Consider the following 23,911-nt stretch of genomic DNA (forward strand, 5'->3'; position numbering starts at 1 on the left):
CCGTCCCTGGGCTTTTACCAACATAAACCGCTCGTTAGCTCAGTTGTTGAGCAATGTTTCGCACTTATTGGCGCGCCAGGCGGCCGTGCGCGGGAGCGAATACGACGTTGCTGCGCCACGGGTTGATGTCCAGCCCGCCGCGGCGGGTGTAGCGGGCGTAAACCGTCAGGCTTTGCGGCCGGCAGTAGCGCATCAGATCGTTGAAGATGCGCTCGACGCACTGCTCGTGGAATTCGTTGTGGTGGCGGAAGGAGACCAGGTAGCGCAGCAGCGCTTCGCGATCGATCTTGCCGCCGCGGTAGCTTATCTGCACCGAGCCCCAGTCCGGTTGATGGGTGATCAGGCAGTTGGACTTCAGCAGGTGGCTGACCAATTGCTCTTCCACCACCTCTTCACCGGCGGCGTTCAGCAGGCAGTCGGCGTTGAACTCATAATTGTCGATGCGGATATCCTGCTGGTCGATGCAGTCGCCGGCCAGACGCGCGATCGGCGTGCCTTCCAGCTGCTCGACGCTGAACAGGGTGACGCTTACCTCACCCTGGGCACAGGCAGACAGATCGCGCTGCAGGGTACTGCGCACCGTTTCCCAATCGGCGAACGGGGTTTGGTTGAAGCTGTTGAGATACAGTTTGAAGCTTTTCGATTCGATCAGGTTCAGGCTGTCGGCGTTGAGGCTGATCTCGCCGACCGCCACCTGCGGCAGCCCGTTGGCGTTCAGCCAGGAGAGTTCGTACAGCGTCCAGATGTCCGCGCCGTGGAAGGGCAGGTTGTCGGGATACAGCCCCAGCGGCTCGCGGTTCATGCTGCGCGGCACCGCCTGCAGCAACGTGGCGTCGTAGCGATCGCGGTAGGCGGTGGGTTTGCCCAGCGTCAGCCCTGACAGGGCCTGGTGGTCTTGATAGGAGGACATCTGCTGTCACCTCGCTCAGAGATAGGTACAATGGCCGTCAGTTTAACGTATGCGAGAAAGAATATGGACCATGATGTATCGCACGCTCTGCGTGAATTCACTCAACGCTATGTCGAGTTGTGGCAGCAAGCGCGCGGCCACGCGCCGGCCAGCCAGGCATTGTACGGCGTGCCGTCGCCCTGCATCGTGGAGAATCGCGAGGACGAGGTGCTGTGGTTGCCGCAGCCTTTCGAGCCGGCGGCGACGCTGGAGAGGGTAGAAGCCGCGCTGGAGCTGCGTTTGCAGCCGGATGCGCACCGTTTTTACACGCAGCAATACGCGGGCGACATGAGCGCGCAATTTGGGGAGCATCGCCTGAGCCTGCTGCAGGTCTGGAGCGAGGAGGATTTTATCCGCCTGCAGGAGAACCTGATCGGTCATCTGGTGACGCAAAAACGTCTCAAACTGTCGCCAACGCTGTTCCTGGCGACCACCGAATCCGAGATGACGATGGTGTCGCTGTGCAACGTTAGCGGCAACGTGGTGCTGGAACAATTCGGCAGCGATAAGCGCACCTTGTTGGCGGCGACGCTGGGGAATTTCCTCGATGCGCTGCGCCCGGTGCTGGACTGAAGCGCGGCGGATTCGCCGTCGCCCGTGTAAGAGATCTCTCACACGGGGTGTGAGAGATCGCTCTTAATTTTTCCCACCTTTTTCCAGACTATGAGATTATTGTTATCCAGATCAATTGGTTAGAATTTCTTTAGGATAACTCTTAGGCTTAATTTAGTGTGAGACGCCTCCCAAACCCTTGTGATTCCGGGGAATTTAAGCGATCTTATCGTTACCGGAACGGAACCGGCGGAGCAGGAAAGCATCAGGATGATGCAGCTTCAGGACGAAGAAAGGGATGCGCTCAGGCAAGAGCGAAGGATGGCGTCAGGAGATGCCCAGGATGTTTCAGGATAGAAACCAGGGACACCTCCAGGACGGAGATTGAGAGCCGGCACAGGACTGTCGGCGGGTCAGGAAGGCTGAGGAACCGCGTCAGGACGATGCTGCAGGATGATGCAAGGACCACTTGGTCAGGATGGCCGCAGGAAAAGTTTTCAAGGATTGAGCAGGGAGCACGCTGTGTAGCGGGATGGCTATAAAACGAACCGGGGGCACTGTTAACGCAGTGCCCCCAACTTTTTGTTCTATCCCGCCGTGCGTGCTTCTCTGCTTAATCCATCGCCAGCGTTAACCAATCGCGCCCAGCGTATCGCCTGCGCCCTGTTTTTTCGGCAGCAGGAACAGCGTGGCGTAGATATCCAGCAGGTAAATCGCCGCCAGCAGGCTGATAGCGGCGGTGAACGACACCTGCGTCACCAGCGCGCCGATCACCAATGGCCCCAGGCCGCCGACGCCGCGCCCGAGATTGAACAAGATGTTTTGCGCGGTGGCGCGCGCCTGTACCGGGTAAGTATCGGAAATCAACGCGCCGTAGCCGCCTATCATGCCGTTAACGAACATGCCCATCACGGCGCCGGCGAACAACATCAGCATCGGGTCGCTCAACTGGGCGTAGCCGATCACCATCACCACCGCGCCGACCTGATACAGCACGAAAATCTTCCAGCGGGCGAAGCGGTCGGCCAGCACGCCAAACAGCCAGATGCCGAACGTCATGCCCACGACCGTCACCGCCGTCCACAGGCCGGACTTGGTGAGCGAGAAACCAAAGTTTTTCGCCAGGTAAGTCGGCATCCAGATCATCAGCCCGTAGTAACCGAAGTTCTGCACCGAACAGAGAATGAAGATGCCGATGCTGGCCTTGCCGGTGGCGCGATCCTTAAACAGCAGGCGCAAACGCTGCAGGAAGGAAAGCGGCTGCCCGGCGTCTTTCTGCCGCACGAATTCCTCCGGTTCGCCCAGCGTGCGGCGGATCAGAAATGACGCCAGCGCCGGCAGCAGGCCGACCAGGAACATGCCGCGCCAGCCGATGTGTTCCAGCAGCAGCGGCGTCAGGAAAGCGGCCGCCAGCACCCCCAACTGCCAGCCCATGCCGACGTAAGCCGAAGCGCGGTTGCGCTTCTCCGCCGGCCAGGCTTCGGCGATCAGCGCCATGCCGATGCCGAACTCGCCACCCAGCCCGATGCCCGCCAGGGTGCGATAGGCCAGCAGATCCCAATAGCCTTGCGCCACGGCGCACAGGCCGGTGAACAGGGAAAACATCAGGATGGTGATCGTGAGTACCCGGATGCGGCCGAAACGATCGCTGAGGTGGCCAAAGATCACGCCGCCCAGCACCGCGCCGATCAGCGTCCAGGTGACCAGCGAACCGGCGGCCGATGAGGATAATCCCAATTCGATGCTGATGGCCGGCAGCATAAAGCCGAGGATCAGCAGGTCAAACCCGTCCATGGCATAACCGGTGACCGAGGCCAACATGGCCTTACCGGGCGTCGCGTGGTTTTTTTTCTCTGTTATTACGGACATGAATCTTTATCTGTGTGGTGAATTCGGTGGGCCTATTGTGCCGCGCGACGGCGAACGTCACCAGATAAAAACGGCGAGCTGTCTCAGGCGCGCCGAATTTGGGCTATAAAAATGCTATGCTTTGCCGCCTTTCAGCCAGAGCGCTGAATACCATGATGAAAAGAGATCGGGAATGCAGATGAGTATACATAACCAGGTGCGCCGCAGTTTGCAGGCGATTGAACAATCCATGCGCGATCTGGCGCTGTGGCAGGCCGCGCCCCCTGAGCATGAGGCTTTCTCCAGCACCGAGCCGTTCTGCATCGACAGCATGTCGGCCGAAGCCTGGCTGCAGTGGGTGTTCTTGCCGCGCATGTATGCGTTGTTGGACGCCGAGGCGCCGTTGCCGACGCGCTTCGCCATCACACCTTATTTCGAAGAGGCGTTGAAAGATCGTGAACCGAGCAGTCTGCCGCTGCTGGTGCTGCTGCAACAGCTGGATTTGATGTTGAATAAAGAGCCGTAATGCGCTGGCGGTGCGCAGATTTTTGCCGCCCGGCAGTGTAGAGTACTCGCGCGGATGCCGGGCAGGAGAGCCGACGGCGTCTTTCGGCTCGGTTTAACCGCGGCGGTTGACCGGGAGCTGCATTAGGATGATGAGGTGCTGCAATAATGGATTTATTAAGGTTTATCCTGCGTTTGCCTTTTACCCTGGTTAAGGGCGTTTGTCGCCTGCTGGGCGGGGCGTTGTCGCTGTTGGGGCGGTTGCTGAGACCGCTGGTCGGCAACCTCAGCTGGCGTGCGCCGGCCTGGTGGGCTGCGCTGCCGCGCGGTTTTTTGCGGCTGGAAAGCGGCGTGGATAAACACCCGAAAGCGGTCGGTCTGAGCCTGCTGCTGCTGGCAGGCGTTGCGGGCGGCGCATTTTACGGTTGGCACTGGTGGCAAAACCGGCCCCAACCGATTGAACCGGCGCCGATGGTGGTTCAGGAGATCAACGCCGAGTTGTCCAACCCCGAGCCGATAGACTACGCCGCCGCCCGGCAGGCGCCGCAAACGGTGAGCCTGACCTTCAGCGGCTCGGCTGCGCCGATAACCGCGGCGGGCAAAACCGTGAGCGCCGGCATCACTCTGAAACCGTCGGCGGAAGGGCAGTGGGCATGGAGCAATGAGTCGACACTGGTGTTCACGGCGAAAAAGCCGCTGCCGATGGGCGCGAAATATGAGGTGACCCTTGAACCCGCCACGTTGCTGGCGCCGCAGGTCAAGCTAGTCAAAACCCGTTATGCCTTCACCGTGCCCGCGTTCGATTACCGCCTGGGGCAGGCCGAGTATTACCGCGATCCGCAAAATGCGCAAAAACGCAGCGCGATCTTCAATTTGCAGTTCAACGCGCCGGTTGACGTCGGCAGCTTTGAAAAACAGATTTCGCTGGGATTGAAAGAAGGCAGCGCCACCTCCGAGAAAAAGCTGAACTTCTCTCTGGTCTATGACGAGAAAAAACTGAACGCCTGGGTGCATTCCGAGCCGCTACAGGCGCTGGATCAGGGCGGCGCGGTACATCTGACCGTCGGCAAGGGCGTTAAATCGACGGCGGCCGGCAACGCGGTCGAAGAGGCGAAAAGCAACTGGGTCAAGGTTCCCACCCTGTACAGCCTGGCGCTGAGCGACGCCAGCGCCCAGGTGGTGGACACCGACGGCGGCAAAGGGCAGCGTGCCCTGGTGGTCGGTTTCAGCGATGCGGTGAAGGATAAAGAGCTGGCGCGGGCCGCGAAAGCCTGGCTGCTGCCGCAGCGCGATCCGAGCGATGCCGAGGCCGCCAACGATGCCGACGATTTCTATCAATGGACGGTCGACAGCGTCGGTAAAAACGTGCTGGCGCAGGCGACGCCGCTGCCGTTGACGCTTAACGAGGCGGAAGAGGCCTACCAACCGCAGTTCAGCTTCCGTTTCGACGCCCCGGCGCACCGCTTTGTGCTGCTCGAGATCGATAACCAGCTGGTTTCCGCCGGCGGTTACAAAATGCCGAAGAAGGTTTACCGCGTGGTCGAAGTGCCGGAGTTCCCGAAATCGCTGCAGTTCATGTCGCAGGGCTCGCTGCTGTCGGTCAACGGCGACAAGCAGATCAGCGTGGCGGCGCGCAACGTGGCGGGCCTGCGGCTGGACATCAAGCGGGTGATCCCGAGCCAGCTGCAGCATATCGTCTCCTTCAAAAGCCGGGAATACTCCTCCACGGAATTCAACCGGCTCAACGACGAGTATTTCACCGAGCATTTCAAATACCAGACGGCGCTCAACAACGAGCGGCCGGGGGAAGTGAACTATCAGGGCATCGATCTTTCCCGCTATCTCTCCACCAACGCCAGTTCCCATCGCGGGGTGTTCCTGCTGACGCTGTCTGAATGGCAGCCGAATCGAAAACCGGCGGCGGAAGAGGCGGGCGCCGAGCAGGATCAGGAACAGGATGAGAGCGAAGGGGAAGAACAGCCCGACGTCGGCGATTCGCGCTTTGTGGTGGTGACCGATCTGGGCATCGTCGCCAAGAGCTCGCAGGACAAGACGCGCGACGTCTTTGTGCAGTCGATCCAAAGCGGCGCGCCGGTCAGCGGCGCCACCGTGTCGGTGGTGGCCAAAAACGGCGTGACGCTGCTCAGCCAAACCACCGGCGCCGATGGGCACGTGCGTTTCCCGGCGCTGGATGTGTACACCAACGAGCGCCAGCCGGTGATGTTCCTGGTGGAGAAAGAAGGGGATGTCTCCTTCCTGCCGACCGGCAGCTATAACGATCGCGGGCTGGATTTCTCGCGCTTCGACGTTGCCGGTGAACAAACGCCGACCGATCCGCGCACGCTCAGCAGCTACCTGTTCTCCGATCGCGGCGTTTATCGGCCGGGGGATACCTTTAACATCGGCCTGATCACCCGCGCCGCCGACTGGGGCGTTGGCCTGGCCGGCGTGCCGGTGCGCGCCGAAATCCGCGATCCGCGCGACAAGCTGATGTCCACCGTGCCGCTGACGCTGGGCGCCAGCGGTTTCAACGAGCTGAGCTATACCACCGATGAAAATTCGCCTACCGGCGAGTGGAACGTCTATCTGTATCTGATCGGCAAAAATAACGATACCTCCACGCTGCTCGGCCATACCGCAGTCAATGTGAAGGAGTTCGAACCGGATCAGCTGAAAGTGAAGCTGGCGTTGACGCCTGACCGCCAGCAAGGCTGGGTAAAACCGTCCGAGCTGAAGGCCAGCATCGATGTGCAGAACTTGTTCGGCACCCCGGCGCAGGATCGCCGTGTGACCACCAGGCTGACGCTGCGGCCAATGTATCCGAGCTTCGATCGCTTCCCGGATTATGCGTTCTACGAAAACCGGCAAAACAGCGACGGGTTCGAGACCGAGCTGGAAGATCGCACCACCGATGAGCACGGCGCGGCCGATATTCCGCTCGATCTGAAATCCTACGCCGACGCCACTTATCAGCTGCAGCTGTTGTCGGAGGCGTTCGTTGCCGGCGGCGGGCGCTCGGTGGCGGCGACCGCCCGTACGCTGGTTTCCCCTTACGATTACCTGATTGGGGTGAAGGCGGACGGCGATCTGGGCTACATCAACCGCGACGCGGAGCGGCATCTGAACGTGATCGCCATCGATCCGGCCCTGAAACAGATCGCCATGCCGAACCTGAAGCAGGTGTTGATCGAGCAGAAATACATTTCGGTGCTGACCAAACAGGATTCGGGCGTTTACAAATACCAGTCGAAGATGAAGGAAGTGCAGCTGTCGGAACAGCCGCTGGCGCTGAGCGAGCAGGGCGCGGATCTGCGGCTGGCGACCGATAAGCCGGGCGACTTCGTGCTGGTGATTGAAGATGCGCAGGGCAAGACGCTCAATCGCGTCGCCTACAGCGTGGCCGGCAACGCCAACCTGAGCCGTTCGCTGGATCGCAATGCCGAACTGAAGCTGAAACTCAACCAGGCGGAATACCAGCCGGGCGAGGAGATCGAGGTGGCGATCAACGCGCCTTATACCGGTAGCGGCTTGATCACCATTGAAAAGGACAAGGTTTACGCCTGGCAGTGGTTCCACACCGACACCACCAGCTCGGTGCAGACGATCCGCGTGCCGGCCGGCATGGAGGGCAACGGCTACATCAACGTGCAGTTCGTGCGCGACATCAACTCCAGCGAGATCTTCATGAGCCCGCTGAGCTACGGCGTGATGCCGTTCAAGATCAGCACCAAGGCGCGCCAAAACAGCCTCGAGGTGACGGCGCCGGAGGTCATCAAGCCGGGTGAAAACCTGACGATGACGGTCAAGACCGATGCGCCGCAGCAGGTGGCGCTGTTCGCCGTCGATGAGGGCATTCTGCAGGTGGCGCGTTACCGTCTGAAGGATCCGCTGGAGTTCTTCTTCAGCAAGCGCGAACTCAACGTGAGCAGCTCGCAGATCCTCGATCTGATCCTGCCGGAATTCAGCAAGCTGATGGCGCTGACCGCGGCGCCGGGCGGCGATGCGGGCGAAGGGCTGGATCTCAACCTCAACCCGTTCAAGCGCAAGCGCGATAAGCCGGTGGCCTATTGGTCCGGCATTACCGAGGTCAGCGGCGAGAAACAGTTCGTCTATCCGGTGCCGGATTACTTCAACGGCAAGATCCGCGTCATGGCGATTTCGGTGACGCCGGAGAAAATCGGCAAGGCGCAAACCGCCGCCACGGTGCGCGACAGCTTCATCATGACGCCGAATGTGCCGGCGATGGTGGCGCCGGGCGACGAGTTCGACGTCAGCGTGGGTGTCAGCAACAACCTCGAAGGGCTGAACGGCCAGTCGGTGGCCATCAACGTCCTGCTGACGCCGCCGCCGCAGTTGGAGGTGGTGGGCAACGCGACGCAAAGCCTGACGCTGGCGGAAAAACGTGAAGGCGTTATCACCTTCCGCCTGCGCGCCAAAGCCGTGCTGGGTGATGCGCCGCTGGTGTTCGACGCCCGTTACGGCGACCAGGCCAGCCGCCGCACCGTCAGCACCTCGGTACGGCCAGCGGCGCCGTACCGCACCCAGTCGGTGATGGGGCGCATGAGCGGCGGCAGCCAGAACGTCGACGGCCTGCGCCAGATGTTCGACGCCTTCGCGCAGCGCCGGGCGGCGGTGTCGAATTCGCCGCTGGTGCTGACCAGCGGGCTGGCGCAATACCTGGCGGATTACCCGTATTACTGTTCCGAGCAGATCGTCAGCCGCTCCATTCCGCTGATGCTGCAGAGCCGTCATCCGGAGATGAAAAGCAGCCTGAGCCAGGCGGAAGTCAGCAAGCAGCTGCGCAATCTGCTGGGCGTGCTGCGCGCCCGTCAGAATGACAGCGGGGCGATCGGCGCCTGGCGTTCGTCGCCGGATGCCGATCCTTTCGTCACGCCTTATGTGGTGCAGTATCTGCTCGAAGCCAAAGCGGCGGGCTACGCCCTGCCGGAAGGCATGCTGGATGAAGCCAACGGCGCGTTGCGCGAGCTGGCGGCCAGCGGATTCGACGATCTGTATCTGCTGCGCCTGCGCAGCTGGGCGGTTTACCTGCTGACGCTGCAGGGCGAAGTGACCACCAACTCGCTGGCGGCGGTGCAGGATACGCTGCAAAAACGCTATGGCGAAGGCTGGAAAACCGATCTGAGCGCACTCTATCTGGCCTCTTCCTATCGCCTGTTGAAGATGGACGACGAAGCCGCCGCGCTGTTGCAACCGAGCTGGCAGCAACTGAGCAAAGCCTATGACAGCGCCTGGTGGACGCAGAACTATTTCGATCCGCTGGTGCAGGATGCGACGCGGCTGTATCTGATTACCCGTCACTTCCCTGAGAAGGTGGCGTCGATCCCGCCGCAGGTGCTGGAGAATATGGTCAAGGCACTGAAAGAAGAGCGTTACACCACCTACTCCTCTGCAATGAGCATCCTGGCGCTGGAAAGCTATTCGGCCCAGGTGGCGGCGCAATCCGCCAATGCGGACGCGTTAGGCATCGTGCAGGTGGGCAAAAGCGGCGGCGACCCGCAGCGCATCAGCGAGCTGCAGGGGCTGTTCGTTCAGGGGCAATTTAACGCCGACGCTACCGCCGTGCGCTTCACCAACGGCGGCAGCGCGCCGGCCTGGTATGTGGTGACGCAGGCCGGTTACGATCTGAATGCGCCGCAAAAAGCGCTGTCGCGCGGGATTGAGATCGTCCGCGATTACACCGACGAACAGGGCAAGCCGGTGACGCAGGTGACGCTGGGGCAGAAGATCAACGTTCATCTGAAGGTGCGCGCCAACTCGAAAGAGAGGCAGAGCAACCTGGCGATCGTCGATCTGCTGCCGGGCGGGTTCGAAGTGGTGCAGCAGACGCCGCCGGAGCCGGCCGACGCAGGCGAGGAGAGCGACGAGCATGGCGGCTGGCAGTCGCCGCTGGCCGCATCTGGCTCCACCTGGGCGCCGGACTACAGCGATATCCGCGAAGATCGGGTGATCATCTACGGCAGCGCCGGCACTGAGGTGCAGGAGTTCGTTTATCAAATCAAAGCCACCAATACCGGCAGCTTTATTGTTCCACCGGCCTACGGCGAAGCCATGTACGACCGTGAAGTGCAGGCCATGTCGGCCGGCGGCGGCAAGCTGGTAGTGGTGCCGGCGGGCAACGACTAGGCCGTATCCGGCGCCAGGCCAGCGTCTGGCGCCGGAATGCTGAGAACGTATGAAGATCCTGACCGGGCGCGTGCTGCAAAACGGCTTGATGGCGGTGTTTTTACTGGCGCTGCTGTTGACCGCAATTCGGCTGTGGCCGCATCCGCCCCTGTGGCAGGGGCTGCCGCAGTCTTCCGTTTATTACGACAGGCACGGCGCGCTGCTGCGCATTACGCTGGCCAACGACGATCGCTACCGGCTGTGGACCCCGCTGGAGCAAGTGTCGCCGCTGGCGGTGCGCGGATTGCTGCTGCACGAAGATCGCTGGTTCTACTATAACCCCGGCTTTAACCCCGTCAGCCTGATGCGTGGTTTCTGGCGCAGCTATGTCGCCGGCGGCAAAATGCAGGGCGGTTCGACCATCAGCATGCAGCTGGCGCGCATGCGCTGGCATCTCAATACCCGTACGCCGGGCGGCAAGCTGCTGCAGGTGTTGCGTGCGGTGCAGCTGGAACTGAGCTACTCCAAGCGCGATATCCTGGAAGCCTATCTGAATTACGCGCCCTACGGCCGCAACATTGAAAGCATCGGCGCCGCCAGCCTGATCTATTTCGCTAAGTCGCCGCGGGAGTTGACTCTGCCGGAGGCGCTGACGCTGGCGGTGTTGCCGCAGTCACCCAGCTACCGTCTGGAGCCGAAAACCGGCGTGCTCGGCGCCGCATTGACGCAGGCGCGCAACCGTCTGTTCCTGCGCTGGCAACAGGTTTACCCCACCGACGCCAGCCAGCAAACGCTGTTCCGCCTGCCGTTGGCGCTGCGGCAGCCTGAACAAGTGCCCTATATTGCGCCGCACTTTATCGAACAGCTGCGCCTGCAGACGCAGCAATTGGTGCAGCGCGATACCCGCGTCGACACGACGCTGGACGCCGGGTTGCAGCGGCTGGTCGAACGGCAGGTCAACGCCTTTATCGCCCGCAACCGCAGCCGCGGCATTCAGAACGCCGCGGTGCTGCTGGTGGACAGCCGCGATATGGGGGTGCGCGCGCTGGTGGGATCGGCGGACTATTACAATCGCCCGATTCAGGGGCAGGTGAACGGCACCAACGCCAAACGCTCGCCGGGATCGACGCTGAAGCCGTTCATCTACGCGCTGGGCATGGAGCAGGGCGTGCTGCATCCGATGACCATTCTGAAAGACGTGCCTTCGTCGTTTGGGGCCTATGCGCCGGAAAATTTCGACCGGCGCTTTCTCGGCCCGGTGACCGCCACCGACGCGCTGAATTTCAGCCGTAACATCCCGGCGGTCTATGTCGCCTCGCAGCTGCGTCAGCCAACCTTTTATCAGTTCTTGCGCCTGACCGGCGTCGCCAATATGGCCAACGAGAGCCACTACGGGCTGTCGCTGGTGCTGGGCGGCGGCGAGGTAACGGCGCAGGAATTGGCGAAGCTGTATGCGCTGCTGGCGAATCGCGGCGAGCTGCGGCCGCTGCGCATGCAGCTGAACCAGGCCGAATCGACGCCGGTACGGCTGCTGAGCGAGGAGGCCAGTTTCATCACGCTGGATATGCTGCGCCAGCACCGGCGGCCGGGCGATACGCTGGCGCAGCGTTCTTCGTCGCTGCCGGTGTACTGGAAGACCGGCACCTCATGGGGCTTTCGCGACGCCTGGAGCGTCGGGATTTTCGGCCCTTATGTGCTGGTGGTGTGGGAAGGCAACTTCGACGGGCGCGGCAACAATGCGTTGGTCGGCGCCGAGGCGGCCGCGCCGCTGTTCTTCAACATCATCGACAGCGTCAACGCCAGTTACCCCGGCCTGCGGGAACCGAAGCATCCGTTCCCCAAACGGCTGCGGCGGGTGGACATTTGTCTCGCCAGCGGCGATCTGCCGACGCCGTGGTGCCAGCAAAAGGGCAAGACCTGGTTTATTCCCGGCAAGTCGCCGATCAAGGTCGACAGCGTTTACCGGCCGGTGGTGCTGGATATTCACAGCGGTGAGGTCGTTTGCCCGCCGTATGATGCGGCGCAGACCCGCACCGAAATCTTTGAGTTCTGGCCTTCCGATCTGGCCAATGTGTTCGCTCAGGCCGGGTTGCCGAAGCGGGCGCCGCCGATCAATCGCTGCAAGGACAACGGCATCGCCGTCGGCGGCAACGCGCCGCGCATCACCTCACCGCTGAAAAACACCACCTATACCCTGCGCCAGTCGCAGCAGGGGCGGGACAAAATCGCCTTCAATGCGGTGACGGACGCCGACAGCAAGACGGTGTACTGGTTCGTCGACGATATCTATCTCGGCAGCAGCGCCAGCAAAAAGCCGATCGACTGGCGGCCTATCGACAACGGGCGCTACCGCATTCGGGCGGTGGACGAGCGCGGCCGCGCCGATACGCGGCTGGTGACCATCGAATGGGTGAACTAGCGTTGCGTCTCATGCCTGTTATACTCGCGCCCGAAACGGCTATTGACCTGGGAACGTGATGTGATTGAGATTTTGTATCAGGATGAACACCTGGTGGCGGTGAACAAGCCGTCGGGTTGGTTGGTGCACCGCAGTTGGCTGGATCGTCATGAAACCCGCTTTATGATGCAGACGGTGCGCGATCAGCTCGGGCAGCACGTTTTTACCGTGCACCGTCTCGATCGTCCGACCTCCGGCGTGCTGCTGATGGCGCTCTCCAGCGAGGTGGCGCGCCTGCTGTCGCAGCAGTTCGAACAACATCAGGTGCAGAAAACCTACCATGCGGTGGTGCGGGGTTACGTGCAGGAGGGGGCGACTCTCGATTATCCGCTGACGGCGGAACTGGACAAAATCGCCGATAAACATGCCGATGCCGACAAGGGGCCGCAGCCGGCGGTGACGCACTACCGGCCGTTGGCGCAGGTGGAGATGCCGGTGGCCGTCGGCCGCTACGACAGCGCGCGGTATAGCCTGGTGGAACTGCAGCCGGAAACCGGCCGCAAACATCAGCTGCGGCGCCATATGGCGCATCTTCGCCATCCGATCATCGGCGACAGCAAGCACGGCGATCTGCGGCAGAACCGCGGGATGGCGCAGCATTTCGGCTGCCCGCGCCTGATGCTGCACGCCAGCCATCTGCAGCTGACGCACCCGGTGACCGGCGAACCGCTGCAGGTGACGGCGCGCTGGGACGAAGACTGGCAAGGGGTGATGGCGCAGTTCGGCTGGGCGGGGCTATTCCCTGAACTTGCCGGGGTTGAGTTTAGCGCGGCTAACGGTCAGGATAGCTGACAATTTTTAAAGGTAATGAAGGGAGTAGGAGCCATGGCTCAGGTTGGTATCTTCGTAGGAACGGTCTACGGCAATTCGCTGCTGGTGGCGGAAGAGGCGCAAAACATCCTCAGCGAGCAGGGCCATGAGGTCAAACTGTTCGAAGAGGGCACGCTGGAGGCCTGGCAGTATTATCGTCAGCACTACGCGCTGGTGATCACCTCCACCACCGGGCAGGGCGATCTGCCGGACAGCATCGCGCCGCTGTTCCACGCTATCCGCGATCGGGTTGGCTATCAGCCGGAGCTGCGCTATGGGCTGATCGCCCTAGGCGACAGCAGCTATGACAACTTCTGCGGCGCCGGGCGCGCGTTCGACGCGCTGCTGCAGGAGCAGGGCGCCACCCGCGTTGGCGAAGTGCTGGAGATCGATGCGATGGAACAGCCGGAGCCGGAAGTGGCCGCCTGCCCGTGGGTCGAGCAGTGGGGCACGCTGCTGCAATCGTAAAGTAAAAAGGCGCCGCAAAAGGGCGCCTTGGCGATGATGCGGGTCAACCGATCCGCATTATTTGCCGCGGGTGAGTTTTTCCAGATCGGCCTCGATCTCGGCAATCTTGTGCGACACCACGCCTTCGAGATGGCGCAGGTCGTCGAGGATTTTACGCTTCAGATCCACTTCCACCTGATCGCGCTGGCACAGCTGATCCAGCTCGTCGATTACATAACGCAGGTTCGGGTTGATCTCGTGAATTTCCTTGTAGCCCTGGCCGGCGTTGTCCGCCACCACGGTTTTACGCTGGCGCGGGTACTTGAATTTCACGCTCTTGGCGAAGAACTCGCCCTTGTCCTTGCGGAAATAGATCTTGAGGATGTCGTTGTTGGCCTCTTGACGCAGGCTATAGCGATCGACGTCTTCCGGTTGATTGATGCCCAAACTTTTCAAGTTATCGTACATACTGCGCCCTCTTTAGATGTGATCGTTATATTCCACGACTGCGATTATGGCGGAAAGCGAGATCTGCGACTGTGACTGCCAGCGAAACGCAGACAAAAAAATAGCGGGTGAATCACCCGCTATTTCAATTTAGTCGATAGTGCGCAATAACTCATTAATGCCGACTTTACCGCGCGTTTTGGCGTCGACCTTCTTGACGATCACCGCGCAGTACAGGCTGTAAGAACCGTCTTTCGACGGCAGGTTGCCGGAAACCACCACCGAACCCGCCGGCACGCGGCCGTAATGGATTTCGCCGGTTTCGCGATCATAGATGCGGGTGCTCTGGCCGAGGTACACGCCCATCGAAATCACCGAGCCTTCTTCCACGATCACGCCTTCCACCACTTCGGAACGCGCGCCGATGAAGCAGTTGTCTTCGATGATGGTCGGGTTGGCCTGCAGCGGCTCCAGCACGCCGCCGATGCCGACGCCGCCGGACAGGTGAACGTTTTTGCCGATCTGCGCGCAAGAGCCGACGGTGGCCCAGGTGTCGACCATGGTGCCTTCGTCGACGTAGGCGCCGATGTTAACGTAAGACGGCATCAGCACGGTGTTGCGAGCGATGAACGCGCCCTGGCGCACGGTGGCCGGCGGCACGACGCGGAAGCCTTCCTTCTGGAAGCGCGCTTCGTCGTAGTCGGCGAATTTCATCGGCACTTTGTCGTAGTAGCGGGTTTCCGCGCCGTCCATCACCTTATTGTCGTTGATGCGGAAAGAGAGCAGCACGGCTTTCTTCAGCCATTGATGGGTGACCCATTGACCGTCGATCTTCTCGGCGACGCGCAGGGCGCCGCTGTCCAGCAGGCCGATCACCTGGTTTACCGCTTCGCGCGTTACGGTGTCTACGTTCGCCGGGGTGATGTCCGCACGGCGTTCGAAGGCGCTTTCAATAACGTTCTGTAATTGCTGCATGCTGTTCTCTTTCCTGATGTTGTCGGTAAAAAGTTACTTGTATCACATTTTATCGTTTGGGGTGAGGGCCTCTGTCAACCGTTGCTCCAACTTTCTGCGCGTTTCTTGGTCGAGCGCGCGCCGCTCGCCGTCGGCCAGGATAAACAAATCCTCGACCCGCTCGCCAATGGTGGAAATGCGCGCGCCGTGCAGCGACAGCCCCAGATCGGCGAACACTTCGCCCACCCGCGCCAGCAGGCCGGGTTGATCGAGCGCGGTCAGCTCCAGGTAGCTGCGGCGATCGGTGTGGGTCGGCAGGAAGGTGACCTCGGTCGGCACGCTGAAGTGGCGCAGCTTGGAAGAGGGGCGGCGCACGCGCGGCGGCTGGTACTCCCGCTGGGTGATGGCCTGCAGCAGCGCCTGGCGGATCGCCGCGTGGCGATCCTGCGCCAGCGGGCTACCGTCCGGCTCCAGCACAATAAAGGTGTCCATCGCCATACCGTCGCGGTTGGTGAAGATCTGCGCGTCGTGCACGCTCAGGTTGCGGCGATCCATCTCTCCGGCGACGGCGGCGAACAGGTAAGGGCGATCCGGGCTCCAGATGAAGATCTCGGTGCCGCCGCGCGTCGCCTGGCGGCTGACCAGCACCAGCGGCTGGGTGGAGTCGTGGGCCAGCAGGTGGCGGGCGTGCCAGGCCAGCTGATTCGGCGAGTGGCGCAGGAAGTAATCGGCGCGGCAGCGGCTCCAGATGCGGTGCAGCGCCTCTTCGTCGATGTTGTCCATGCGCAGCAGCGCCAGCGCCTGCAGGCGATGGTGGCGCACCCGTTCGCGCAGATCCGGGCTGTTTTGCATGCCGCGGCGCAGCTGTTTTTCGGTGGCGAAATACAGCTCGCGCAACAGGCTCTGCTTCCAGCTGTTCCACAGGGTTTCGTTGGTGGCGCAGATATCCGCCACCGTCAGGCACACCAGATAGCGCAGGCGGGTTTCGCTCTGCACTTCGCTGCTGAACTGCTGGATCACCGTCGGATCCTGGATATCGCGGCGCTGCGCGGTGACCGACATCAGCAGGTGGCAGCGCACCAGCCAGGCCACCAGCTGGGTTTCTCGCGAGTTGAGGCCGTGCAGTTCGGCGAACTCCACCACGTCTTCCGCGCCGAGGATCGAGTGATCGCCGCCGCGCCCTTTGGCGATATCGTGGAACAAGGCCGCCAGCAGCAGCAGTTCCGGGTGTGGCAGGCGCGGGTACAGCTCCACGCACAGCGGATGGCGCGGCCGGGTTTCAGGCTCGGCGAAGCTCTCCAGCTTCTGCAGCACGCGGATAGTGTGTTCGTCGACGGTATAGGCGTGGAACAGATCGAACTGCATCTGCCCGACGATCTTGCCCCACTGCGGCATATAGGCCCACAGCACGCTGTGACGGTGCATCGGCACCAGCGCGCGCGACACCGCGCCGGGGTGGCGCAGGATGGCCATAAACAGATCGCGCGCTTCCGGGATGGTGCACAGCGGCTGTTTCAGGTGGCGGCGCGCGTGGCGCAGCTGGCGCACGGTGGTGGAGTAAATGCCTTTGATCTCGCGGTTGCGCACCATCAGGTAGAACATGCGCATGATGGCTTGCGGCTCGCGGATGAACAGCGTTTCATCGCGCAGATCGATCAGATCGCCGCGCAGCTGGAAATCGTCGTTCAGCGGGCGCGGCTTTTCGGTGGCGTCCAGCGCCAGGATGGCTTCGTCGAACAGCTGCAGCAGCATGTGGTTCAACTCACTGACGCGGCGCGTCATGCGGTAGAAGTCTTTCATCATGCGCTCGACCGGCTCGTTGCCTTCGCCTTCATAGCGCAGCAGCTGCGCGACGCTGAGCTGACGATCGAACAACAGACGGTTGTCGTAACGCGGCAGCACCAGATGCAGCGCGAAACGGATGCGCCACAGGAAGCTCTGGCATTCGTTCAGCTCGTTGCGCTCGGCCTGGGTGAGGAAACCGAAGCCGACCATTTCGTCCAGCGAGGTGGCGCCGAAGTGGCGACGCGCCACCCACAGCAGCGTGTGGATGTCACGCAGGCCACCGGGGCTGCTTTTGATATCCGGTTCCAGGTTATAGCTGGTGCCGTGGTAGCGCTGATGACGCTCCTGTTGCTCGCTGATCTTGGCGTGGAAGAACTGCGGCGAAGGCCAAAAGCCGTCGCTGAAGATATGTTTTTGCATCTGCAGGAACAGCGCAACGTCGCCGCAGATCATGCGCGATTCGATCAGGTTGGTGGCCACGGTCAGATCCGCCAGCCCTTCCAGCAGACACTCTTCCAGGGTGCGCACGCTGTGGCCCACTTCCAGTTTGAGATCCCACAGCAGGGTGATGAATTCGCCGACCCGCTGCGACTGTTGCTCCGTCAGCCGGCGCTGGCTGAGCACCAGCACGTCGATATCCGACAGCGGATGCAGCTCGCCGCGGCCGTAGCCGCCGACCGCCACCAGCGCGGTTTCCGGGATATCTTCAAAGCCGTAGAACGTCCACAGCCGGCGCAGCAGGCGATCGATGAAGTCGCTGCGCGCCGCCACCAGGCTTTCGGCGCTGGATCCGGCGTCGAACGCCGCCGCCAGCCACAGCTGGAACTGCTCCAGCCGCTGTTTCAGCAGCGGGCAGGTGAGCTCGTCGTCGCCGTAGACGCTGGGAGAGGCGGGCGGCATCGGCACAGCCGGTTGAAGGAGATTGTCAGACATAGTGCGCAGCCCATAAAAAAGGCCGGCATAAGCCGGCCTGGTGACATTCTGCACGCGGCGTGCGCCGCAGTGCTTACATCTCGTGCGTAATGATGTTGGGGATGGTGTCATCCTTGCGCAACGTCATTATCTCGCAGCCGTTATCAGTGACCACAATAGTATGCTCATACTGCGCCGACAAGCTGCGATCTTTGGTTTTTACCGTCCAGCCGTCTTTCATGGTGCGGATGCGATAGTCGCCGGCGTTGACCATCGGTTCGATGGTGAAGGCCATGCCCGCCTGCAGCACCACGCCGCCGTCGTCCGCGTCATAGTGCAGCACCTGCGGCTCTTCATGGAACACTTCGCCGATGCCGTGGCCGCAGTACTCGCGCACCACGGAGAATTTCTCGGCCTCGACGAATTGCTGGATGGCCTTGCCCAGGGTGCGCAGACGGATGCCCGGTTTGACCATCTTCAGCGCCAGATACAGGCTTTCCTGAGTGACGCGGCACAGGCGCTCGCCCAGAATGGTCGGTTTGCCGACGATGAACATCTTCGAGGTGTCGCCGTGGAAACCGTCTTTAATCACGGTCACGTCGATGTTGACGATGTCGCCGTCTTTCAGCGTTTTGTCGTCGCTCGGGATGCCGTGGCACACCACTTCGTTCACCGAGATGCACACGGATTTCGGGAAGCCGTGGTAGCCGAGGCAGGCGGAGATGGCCTGCTGCTCGTTGGTGATGTACTCGTGACAGATACGGTCCAGCTCGCCGGTGGTCACGCCAGGTTTGACGTGCGGCTCGATGATCTCCAGCACTTCGGCGGCCAGGCGGCCGGCCACGCGCATTTTTTGGATGTCATCAGGTGTTTTAATTGAGATTGCCATGAAATTCGTCCGCAGGTGTCGTTATCGTCGACAATAAGAAGCAGTGACTTATGGTATCAGCCCGGCCGGGGGCTGCCAAATTTCATTTCCTGACGCCCGGCGAAACGCAACAAAAGTTGGTGTCGGCGGCGGGTTTATGGTATAAAGCGCGCCGGCGATCCGCGACTTGGTTCTTGTGACCTGGCGGGAATCGGCCGAAAATACTTTAACTGCACTCATTTTGTGTAAATAACACACACGTATCGGCACATCCGCCGGGGTGCCCTGAGGTGACTTGTCGCCGCCAGGGTCGGCGTTATGGGATACGTGGAGGCATAACCCCAATTAATCTATAGAGGTTTAATCATGGCAACTGTTTCCATGCGCGACATGCTCAAGGCTGGTGTTCACTTTGGTCACCAGACCCGTTACTGGAACCCGAAAATGAAGCCTTTCATCTTCGGCGCTCGTAACAAGGTTCACATCATCAACCTGGAGCAGACCGTACCAATGTTCAACGCCGCTCTGGCTGAACTGACCAAGATCTCTTCCCGTAAAGGCAAGATCCTGTTCGTTGGTACCAAGCGCGCAGCAAGCGAAGCGGTAAAAGACGCTGCGAACAGCTGTGACCAGTTCTTCGTGAACCACCGCTGGTTGGGCGGTATGCTGACTAACTGGAAAACCGTTCGTCAGTCCATCAAGCGTTTGAAAGATCTGGAAATCCAGTCTCAAGACGGCACCCTGGACAAGCTGACCAAGAAAGAAGCGCTGATGCGCACTCGTGAACTGGCCAAGCTGGAAAACTCCCTGGGCGGTATCAAAGATATGGGCGGTCTGCCAGACGCACTGTTCGTTATCGATGCCGATCACGAGCACATCGCGATCAAAGAAGCCAACAACCTGGGTATCCCGGTATTCTCTATCGTTGATACCAACTCCAACCCAGACGGCGTTGACTTCATCATCCCTGGTAACGACGACGCAATCCGTGCAGTAAACCTGTACCTGACTGCTGTTGCTGCCGCTGTGCGTGAAGGTCGTTCTCAAGATCTGGCCGTTCAGGCGGAAGAAGGCTTCGTAGAAGCTGAATAATAAGGCAAGCTCGTCACTGAGCCCTTATTAACCAGGTATTGACATATGTTGGTTAGGGGGGCCTGTTAAGGCCCCCTTTGCTTATCTGAATGAGAACTGTCTCCACGCGAGATAACCGAGGAAAAAGAAATGGCTGATATTACCGCTGCCCTGGTAAAAGAACTGCGCGAGCGTACCGGCGCTGGCATGATGGATTGCAAGAAGGCGCTGGTTGAATCCAACGGCGACATCGAACTGGCAATCGAAAACATGCGTAAGTCCGGTGCGATCAAAGCCGCTAAAAAAGCAGGCAACGTGGCTGCTGACGGCGTGATCAAAACCAAGATCGAAGGCAACTACGGCATCATTCTGGAAGTTAACTGCCAGACTGACTTCGTAGCAAAAGACGCCGGTTTCCAGGCGTTCGCCGACAAAGTGCTGGATGCCGCTATGGCTGGCAAAATCACTGACGTTGACGTGCTGAAAGCACAGTTCGAAGAAGAGCGCGTAGCGCTGGTGGCAAAAATCGGCGAAAACATCAACATTCGTCGCGTTGCTTCCCTGGAAGGCGAAGTGCTGGGCAGCTACCTGCACGGCGCGCGTATCGGCGTTCTGGTTGCGGCTAAAGGCGCTGACGAAGAGCTGGTTAAGCAAATCGCAATGCACGTTGCGGCGAGCAAGCCAGAATTCGTGAAGCCAGAAGACGTGTCTGCTGAAGTGGTAGAAAAAGAGTACCAGGTTCAGCTGGACATCGCCATGCAGTCCGGCAAGCCGAAAGAAATCGCAGAGAAAATGGTTGAAGGCCGCATGAAGAAATTCACCGGCGAAGTTTCTCTGACCGGTCAGCCTTTCGTTATGGATCCGAGCAAATCCGTTGCTCAGGTGCTGAAAGAGCACAACGCTGACGTGACCAACTTCATTCGCTTCGAAGTGGGCGAAGGCATCGAGAAAGTCGAAACCGACTTCGCTGCTGAAGTTGCCGCGATGAGCAAACAGTCTTAATGACTGTCGATGGAACCGCCGTCTGGCGGTTCCATACTATCCAGCCAGAATTACACCGGTGGCAAGCCCTGCAGCGTGATACTCACCTCAGGCGCGTTTCATCGGCTGAAATCCCCAATACTAATACTGCTTCTTAGGACAGAACACCATGGCAACCAATGCAAAACCCGTATATCAGCGTATTCTGCTTAAACTGAGTGGCGAAGCCCTGCAAGGTGCAGAAGGTTTTGGTATCGACGCCAGCGTTTTGGATCGCATGGCTCAGGAAGTGAAAGAGCTGGTCGAACTGGGAATTCAGGTCGGTGTAGTTATTGGCGGCGGGAACCTGTTCCGCGGCGCGGGCCTGGCGCAAGCCGGCATGAACCGCGTAGTGGGCGACCACATGGGAATGCTGGCTACCGTGATGAACGGCCTGGCTATGCGTGATGCACTGCACCGTGCCTATGTGAACGCCCGCCTGATGTCGGCGATCCCGCTGAACGGCGTGTGTGACAATTACAGCTGGGCAGAGGCGATCAGCCTGCTGCGCAACAACCGCGTGGTGATCTTCTCCGCCGGTACCGGCAACCCGTTCTTCACCACCGATTCCGCTGCTTGCCTGCGCGGCATTGAGATCGAAGCGGACGTGGTGCTGAAAGCCACCAAAGTGGATGGCGTCTACTCCGCCGATCCGGTGAAAAACCCGGATGCGACGCTGTATGAACAATTAACCTATCAGGACGTGCTGGAGCGCGAGCTGAAAGTGATGGATCTGGCGGCGTTTACGCTGGCTCGCGATCACGGTCTGCCGATCCGCGTGTTCAACATGAACAAGCCTGGCGCGCTGCGCCGCGTGGTGATGGGTGAGAACGAAGGTACGCTGATCAGCAAATAAGGCTGTTCACACCCCTTTTCGGAGCGCGTGACGCCAGGCGCCGCGCGCTCTCCGAGTACGATTACGGGCTATACTTGAGTATCGCCTGCCAAGTAACCAGCTTCCAAGGGTTTGCAACGTGACTAATGAAATCAGAAAAGATGCTGATTCACGCATGGAAAAAAGCGTAGAAGCATTCAAAAACCAAATCAGCAAGATCCGCACCGGCCGCGCTTCGCCAAGCATTCTGGACGGCATCATGGTGGAATACTACGGCGCCGCTACCCCGCTGCGTCAGCTGGCCAACGTGACCGTGGAAGACTCCCGCACGCTGAAAATCAACGTGTTCGACCGCAGCCTGAGCCAGGCCGTTGAGAAAGCGATCATGAGCTCCGATTTGGGCCTTAACCCGTCTTCCGCCGGTTCTGACATTCGCGTTCCGCTGCCTCCGCTGACCGAAGAACGCCGTAAGGATCTGATCAAGATCGTACGCGGTGAAGCCGAGCAGGGCCGCGTAGCGGTGCGTAACGTGCGTCGCGACGCCAACGACAAGGTCAAGGCGCTGCTGAAAGACAAAGAGATCAGCGAAGACGAAGAACGTCGTTCACAAGACGAGATTCAGAAAATGACCGACGCTTACATCAAGCTGGTCGACGCCGCGTTGGCGGAGAAAGAAAAAGAGCTGATGGATTTCTAATCAGCATCGCGCAGAAAAAAAGCGTCGCCTGGGCGGCGCTTTGTTTTTTGTGGCGCAGATCCCGTTTCATCGTACTGAAAGATCATGGACAAGCGCTGTCCAAGGTTCCACACTGGAGCACCTCCGATCTCATCAGACAGTTATTCAGAGTGAACTCATGAAGCAACTGACCATTCTTGGCTCGACCGGCTCGGTAGGGACCAGCACCCTGGCCGTGGTCAGGGCGAATCCCGAGCGTTTTGCGATCAAAGCGTTGGTGGCCGGCCGCAACGTCGCGGTTATGGCGCAGCAATGCATCGAATTCCGGCCCGCCTTCGCCGCGATGGCGGATGAAAGCGCCGCCCGCGAGCTGCGCGCCATTCTGGCGGAAAACGGCGTCGCTACCGAGGTATTGGCCGGGGAGCAAGCGGCCTGCGAACTGGCGGCTTTGGACGACGTCGATCAAGTGACGGCGGCCATCGTTGGCGCTGCGGGGCTGTTGCCGACGCTGGCGGCGATCCGCGCAGGTAAGCAGGTGCTGCTGGCCAACAAAGAGTCGCTGGTCACCTGCGGCCGCCTGTTTATGGACGCGGTGCGGCAAAGCCAGGCGCAACTGCTGCCGCTCGACAGCGAGCACAACGCGATTTTTCAGAGTTTGCCTGAGAGTATTCAGCGCCAGTTGGGATACTCTTCACTGGACAGTCATGGTGTTTCGCGCATCGTACTTACCGGCTCCGGCGGCCCGTTCCGCACCACGCCGCTGGAACAGTTCGCCGCGATGACGCCGGATCAAGCCTGCGCCCACCCGAACTGGTCGATGGGCCGCAAGATCTCGGTGGACTCCGCCACCATGATGAACAAAGGTCTGGAATACATTGAGGCCCGCTGGCTGTTTAACGCCTCGGCCGAGCAAATGGAAGTGATCCTGCACCCGCAGTCGGTGATTCACTCGATGGTGCGCTATGCCGACGGCAGCGTGCTGGCGCAGTTGGGTACGCCGGATATGCGCACGCCGATCGCCCATGCGATGGCGTATCCGCAGCGCGTGAACTCCGGCGTGGAAGCGCTGGACTTCTGCCGCATCGGTTCGCTGACCTTCGCTGAACCGGAACGCGAACGTTATCCTTGCCTGTATTTGGCGATCGAAGCGTTCGAGGCCGGCCAGGCGGCGACCACCGCGCTGAACGCGGCCAATGAAATCGCCGTGGCGGCATTTTTGCAGCAGCAGATTCGCTTTACCGACATTGCGGCGGTCAATCGCCAGGTGGTGGAGCGTCTCGCGCTGCAGGAACCGACCAGCATCGAAGCGGTCTTAGACATTGACCGCCAGGCGCGCGCCGCCGCCGAGGAACGCGTTCGCACGTTGTGCGGCCGATCACGGTGATTATCCGATTTTGCTCGTAATTCGCGCGTGCCGCCGCGGGGCCGTTTGTTCATGCCCCGCTGAGGTGGTATAGTCTGCGCCACCTGTCAGCGGTTATACCGTTGAATTATGGCTCGATTGGCGCCTTGTGCGCCAATGGCGACCCGGCTGCGTCGGGTATCGCGAGGGCAGGCTGAAAGCCGTGTCGGGCACACGGCTTTTTTTGCGCGTAAGGGTCTGATGTTCCGGAAAGGCAGTTATATTTCTATTGAGGAAATAAGTACGAGTT

At 60.5% G+C, this 23,911-nt stretch carries 17 protein-coding genes; 11 read left to right on the forward strand and 6 right to left on the reverse strand.

Annotated features, from left to right (window positions below; translation table 11 throughout):
* Positions 1-64: 64 nt before the first annotated feature.
* Positions 65-910 (reverse strand): NADPH-dependent 7-cyano-7-deazaguanine reductase QueF, encoded by an 846-nt coding sequence (gene queF / locus ACMGF9_RS04235; protein WP_021505657.1) that lies wholly within the window; start codon positions 908-910, stop codon positions 65-67.
* 63 nt (positions 911-973) lie between these two features.
* Here queF and syd point away from each other — a divergent pair, with 63 nt between their 5' ends.
* Entirely contained in the window at positions 974-1,522 is a 549-nt protein-coding gene (gene syd / locus ACMGF9_RS04240; RefSeq protein WP_015378901.1) for a SecY-interacting protein, read from the forward strand.
* Between the two features lie 609 nt (positions 1,523-2,131).
* On the opposite strand, the gene ACMGF9_RS04245 is transcribed toward syd, so the two are convergent.
* On the reverse strand, positions 2,132-3,370 hold the full coding sequence (locus ACMGF9_RS04245) for an MFS transporter (protein WP_015378900.1): 1,239 nt from the start codon (positions 3,368-3,370) through the stop codon (positions 2,132-2,134).
* A 178-nt stretch (positions 3,371-3,548) separates the two neighbouring features.
* Here ACMGF9_RS04245 and ACMGF9_RS04250 point away from each other — a divergent pair, with 178 nt between their 5' ends.
* From ACMGF9_RS04250 to ACMGF9_RS04270, 5 genes are all read left to right on the forward strand, one after another.
* Positions 3,549-3,875: a YqcC family protein gene (locus tag ACMGF9_RS04250; protein WP_028127529.1), complete on the forward strand. Its 327-nt coding sequence runs from the start codon at positions 3,549-3,551 to the stop codon at positions 3,873-3,875.
* Between the two features lie 146 nt (positions 3,876-4,021).
* Positions 4,022-9,997, forward strand: coding sequence for an alpha-2-macroglobulin family protein (locus tag ACMGF9_RS04255; RefSeq protein WP_414160554.1), 5,976 nt, complete (start codon positions 4,022-4,024; stop codon positions 9,995-9,997).
* A 49-nt stretch (positions 9,998-10,046) separates the two neighbouring features.
* Positions 10,047-12,395, forward strand: coding sequence for a penicillin-binding protein 1C (pbpC, locus tag ACMGF9_RS04260; protein ID WP_015378898.1), 2,349 nt, complete (start codon positions 10,047-10,049; stop codon positions 12,393-12,395).
* 60 nt (positions 12,396-12,455) lie between these two features.
* Entirely contained in the window at positions 12,456-13,226 is a 771-nt protein-coding gene (gene truC, locus ACMGF9_RS04265) for a tRNA pseudouridine(65) synthase TruC (protein ID WP_312425326.1), read from the forward strand.
* A 33-nt stretch (positions 13,227-13,259) separates the two neighbouring features.
* Positions 13,260-13,712: a flavodoxin gene (locus ACMGF9_RS04270; RefSeq protein WP_015378896.1), complete on the forward strand. Its 453-nt coding sequence runs from the start codon at positions 13,260-13,262 to the stop codon at positions 13,710-13,712.
* Positions 13,713-13,769: 57 nt separating this feature from the next.
* Here the strand turns inward: ACMGF9_RS04270 and ACMGF9_RS04275 are convergent, their stop codons facing one another.
* From ACMGF9_RS04275 to map, 4 genes are all read right to left on the reverse strand, one after another.
* Entirely contained in the window at positions 13,770-14,159 is a 390-nt protein-coding gene (locus ACMGF9_RS04275; RefSeq protein WP_004931929.1) for a DUF3461 family protein, read from the reverse strand.
* A gap of 129 nt (positions 14,160-14,288) precedes the next feature.
* Positions 14,289-15,113, reverse strand: coding sequence for a 2,3,4,5-tetrahydropyridine-2,6-dicarboxylate N-succinyltransferase (gene dapD, locus ACMGF9_RS04280; RefSeq protein ID WP_004931932.1), 825 nt, complete (start codon positions 15,111-15,113; stop codon positions 14,289-14,291).
* Between the two features lie 42 nt (positions 15,114-15,155).
* Complete coding sequence (glnD, locus tag ACMGF9_RS04285) at positions 15,156-17,810, reverse strand: bifunctional uridylyltransferase/uridylyl-removing protein GlnD (protein ID WP_004931933.1); 2,655 nt, start codon at positions 17,808-17,810, stop codon at positions 15,156-15,158.
* Between the two features lie 73 nt (positions 17,811-17,883).
* Complete coding sequence (gene map / locus ACMGF9_RS04290; RefSeq protein ID WP_004931936.1) at positions 17,884-18,678, reverse strand: type I methionyl aminopeptidase; 795 nt, start codon at positions 18,676-18,678, stop codon at positions 17,884-17,886.
* A gap of 345 nt (positions 18,679-19,023) precedes the next feature.
* Between map and rpsB the strand changes: the two genes are divergently transcribed.
* The 5 genes from rpsB (at position 19,024) to ispC (ending at position 23,643) form a co-directional block, all read left to right on the forward strand.
* Positions 19,024-19,749 (forward strand): 30S ribosomal protein S2, encoded by a 726-nt coding sequence (gene rpsB / locus ACMGF9_RS04295; protein ID WP_004931937.1) that lies wholly within the window; start codon positions 19,024-19,026, stop codon positions 19,747-19,749.
* 129 nt (positions 19,750-19,878) lie between these two features.
* Entirely contained in the window at positions 19,879-20,730 is an 852-nt protein-coding gene (tsf, locus tag ACMGF9_RS04300) for a translation elongation factor Ts (RefSeq protein WP_004931939.1), read from the forward strand.
* A 148-nt stretch (positions 20,731-20,878) separates the two neighbouring features.
* Entirely contained in the window at positions 20,879-21,604 is a 726-nt protein-coding gene (pyrH, locus tag ACMGF9_RS04305) for a UMP kinase (protein WP_004931940.1), read from the forward strand.
* Between the two features lie 118 nt (positions 21,605-21,722).
* Complete coding sequence (frr, locus tag ACMGF9_RS04310) at positions 21,723-22,280, forward strand: ribosome recycling factor (protein WP_004931943.1); 558 nt, start codon at positions 21,723-21,725, stop codon at positions 22,278-22,280.
* Between the two features lie 157 nt (positions 22,281-22,437).
* Positions 22,438-23,643, forward strand: a complete 1,206-nt coding sequence (gene ispC / locus ACMGF9_RS04315; protein WP_015378893.1) for a 1-deoxy-D-xylulose-5-phosphate reductoisomerase — start codon at positions 22,438-22,440, stop codon at positions 23,641-23,643.
* Positions 23,644-23,911 lie beyond the last annotated feature (268 nt).

The sequence above is a fragment of the Serratia sp. BNK-23 genome, assembly GCF_047456145.1.
Classification (GTDB): Bacteria; Pseudomonadota; Gammaproteobacteria; order Enterobacterales; family Enterobacteriaceae; genus Serratia; species Serratia nematodiphila.